This window comes from Dietzia sp. DQ11-38-2 (genome assembly GCF_014145055.1).
Lineage (GTDB): Bacteria > Actinomycetota > Actinomycetes > Mycobacteriales > Mycobacteriaceae > Dietzia.
Map to the genome: position 1 here is coordinate 5,585 of NZ_JAALDW010000123.1, position 3,297 is coordinate 8,881.

At 71.4% G+C, this 3,297-nt stretch carries 2 protein-coding genes and 1 pseudogene; all 3 read left to right on the forward strand.

What is annotated here, in order from left to right; genetic code table 11:
- Positions 1-632 (forward strand): annotated as a pseudogene (locus G6026_RS04830) (hypothetical protein); the annotation flags it as partial.
- Between the two features lie 182 nt (positions 633-814).
- Complete coding sequence (locus tag G6026_RS04835; RefSeq protein ID WP_182612389.1) at positions 815-2,137, forward strand: serine/threonine protein kinase; 1,323 nt, start codon at positions 815-817, stop codon at positions 2,135-2,137.
- Positions 2,138-2,207: 70 nt separating this feature from the next.
- Positions 2,208-3,297, forward strand: a 1,090-nt coding sequence (locus tag G6026_RS17870; RefSeq protein WP_182612390.1) for an FAD-binding oxidoreductase, incomplete at its 3' end; no start/stop codon positions are given.

Genomic DNA, 3,297 nt, shown 5'->3' on the forward strand with positions numbered 1-3,297 from the left:
CGCGGCCCCTACCCTCCCCCGTCCCGGGCCCGGATCCCGCCGAGCAGGCCCCGCACCCCCACGAACGACATGAGCAGTCCGGCTCACACCCGCCGTCCGGACCGGGGGGCGGGCCGGGCGGCGAGCGGTCGAGCGGCAGGACCGCGGCCGCGGTGATCGTCGGGGGATTGGCGCTCGTCGTCGTCGTCATCCTGGGGTTGGCACTCGTGGGCCCCGGATCCGACTCCGGCACGGGGCCCGCTGATTCTCCCCGGGGACCGTTGCCGCCGCAGGCCTGGCAGGCCCCCGAGCGCGCGCCGGGCGGGCTGTTCGACGTCGAGGGGCGGTTCACCGTGATGTCCTCCCCCGGCGAACCGGTCTCCGGCGACGGATCGGGCTGCGACCTGCCCCTCACGCTCTCGGACATCGGCGAGGGCACGCGGATCACGCTGTCCCAGGGGGTCTCGACGCCGCTCGGCAGCACCATGCTCGCCTACGAGGGGGGCGACCTCTCCTCCTGCACCTTCACCTTCGACTTCGGCGAGGTCCCTTCGGGTGCGCCCTTCTACCTGATCGAGATCCCCGGACGCGGTCAGCTCACCTACACCGAGGACGAATTGCGCGCGGGCGTGGACATCACGCTCGGGCGGTGAGGCACCCGGGTCCGCCGCGCCGGCTCGGCGGGACCCCATCGCCCGTCACCCCGCCGACCGGTTGACCTGGTGACCTGGTGGCCTGATGACCAGGTGAACCGTTGACCGCGCGAACCTCGCTCCGTACACTCCCCAATGCCAACCGGACACTTGTCCAGAAGACGTTGCCCTCGGGAGCCGCCGTGAACCGCCCGTCCGTCCTCGCCCGTGCCGCCGGCGCCCTCGCGCTCGCGGCGGCCACCGCTCTCGCCGGCGTCGTGTCCGCGCCGTCAGTCTCCGCCGCGACCGCCGAGTCCCCCTACGTGAACCCGGCCGAGGGCCTACGCAATGTGCTGTGGGTGGGCAACAACTGGGAGGGCACCGCGGACGCCGTGCAGCCGGACGGCGACTACCATCGGATCGCGCGGATCAACATCATCCCGGACCGCAACGAGCGCCTGGTGGAGATCCACCGCGACCCCGCCCGCCTCGCCCTGTACTACGGCATCCGCCAGATGGTCGGCGAGGGCCACGACCAGTACGTGGACGACATGTACTCGACCAAGGACGGCCGGAACCTCATCGTGTCCCGGCCCAGCTTCGCCGACGTGGTCTCGATCGACATCGTCACGGGCGAGATCGCCTGGCGGTTCCCTGTCCAGGGGTTCCGTTCCGACCACATGGCGGTGAGCCCGGACGGGTCGCAGGTCGCCGTCAGCGCCTCGACGGCCAAGGTCGTCCACGTCCTCGACACCGCCACCGGCCGGGAGATCGGCACCTTCCCCTCGGGGGACAACGCGCACGAGAACGCCTACATCAAGGGCGGCACCCAGATCGTCAACGAGTCGATCGGCAACGTGTGGACCCCGCTCGACCAGCCGTGGGCGGACGTCACCAAGGGCGAACGGGTGCTCCAGTTCGTCGACGCCGAGACCCTGCAGATCATCAAGCGCGTGGACCTGCGCGCCCGACTCGCCGAGGCCGGCCGTCCCGAGCTCAGCATCGGGGTGCGACCGATGACCTTCTCCCCGGACTACCGGTTCATGTACTTCCAGGTCTCGTTCTTCCACGGCTTCATCGAGTACGACATCGACGCCGACAAGATCACCCGCATCGTGGACCTGCCCATCACACCCGCCGGCGACGTACCCCGGGAGGCCCACCTGCTGGACTCCGGCCACCACGGAATCTCGATGAACCCCCAGGGCACCAAGATCTGCGTCGCGGGGACCATGAGCGACTACGCCACCGTGGTCGACCGGGAGACCCTGCAGCACGGGCCGCTGGTCTCGACCGGGCTCAAGTCCTACTGGGTCACCACCGACCTCACCGGGGACCACTGCTTCGTGTCCTGGGCCAAGAGCAACACGGTCAGCGTGCTGTCCTTCGAGACCGGAGAGGAGGTGGCCCAGATCCCCGTCGGGTACCACCCCCAGCGCATGAGGATCGGCGTGGCGCCGCGGGAATGGAACGGCAACCCGGTCCCGCTCCCCGAGCCGGGAAATCCCCTGCCCGTGTTCTCCTGACCGCCGGGACCGGCGCCGGCCGCTATCCTGGGGCACCGGCGGACACCGACGGCAGGGAGGAGGCGTGGGGGTGGTCAGAATCCCAGGGGAGGACGCCGACGACGCCCACTCCCGAGCCACGGACGACTTCTCCCGACCCACGGACGTCGAGCGCCTCGTGTCGGATATCGACCTGTCGCCGTTCCTCGGCCGGGCCGCCGACCCCACTGCCACGCCGCTCCCCGACCCCGTCCCGGTCTCCCCGGCCACCCCCCCGCTCCTGGCGCTCCGGGACCTCCTCCTCGATCCGAGGTTCACCGGCCTGTTCGCCCGCGCCCTGCGGGAGGCCGACCCGGATTTCCGCGAAATGTTCCCGCGTGACGCCTCCGGGGTACTCGGCGAATTCGTGCGCGCCATGACGTGGGCGCTCGAGACCGTCGAGAACGCCCGGGGGAACGAGGCCGAGGTAGCCCAGGTGGTGGAGTTCGCCCGCCACCTCGGCGCGGACCACCGCAAACTCGAACTGTCCGCCCGCCACCACGAGCGCTTCGGCGACGCCCTCACCAGCACTCTCCGCCACCTGGCCGGCCCCGGCTGGGACGACCGGTTGGCCACCACGTTGGGCACGGTGTACCGGGTGCTGACGACCGCGCTCCGGGAGGGGGCGGCGGCCGGGCACGGACCGGCGAGGGTCGGCGCGACCGTGGTGGAGGTTCTCCGGCCGACCCGCGACGTCGTGGTGGTCCGATTGATCACCGATGTGATGGTGGAGTACCACCCCGGCCAGTACCTCAGCGTCCTGACCCCGTACACCGCGGGCGTGTGGCGCCGGTTCAGTCCGGCGATCCCGGCGAATCCGGCGGGCCAGATCGAGTTCCACGTCCGCGACGTCCCCGGCGGCACCCTCAGCGGGTCCCTGGTCCGCGGCGTCGGGGTGGGCGACCGGTGGGTCCTCGCGCGGCCGCTCGGGCTGCTCGAGGTGGACCGCACCGAACCCGTCCGGGATGTGCTGATGATCGCCGGCGGCACCGGGATCGCCCCGCTGCGCTGCCTGCTGATGGACATGATGCGTCACGGTGCCAACCCACGGGTGCACCTGTTCTACGGCGCGCGTCACCCGGGCGACCTCTACGACCTGCCCACCCTCGTCGACCTGGCCGCCACCGCACCCTGGCTCACCA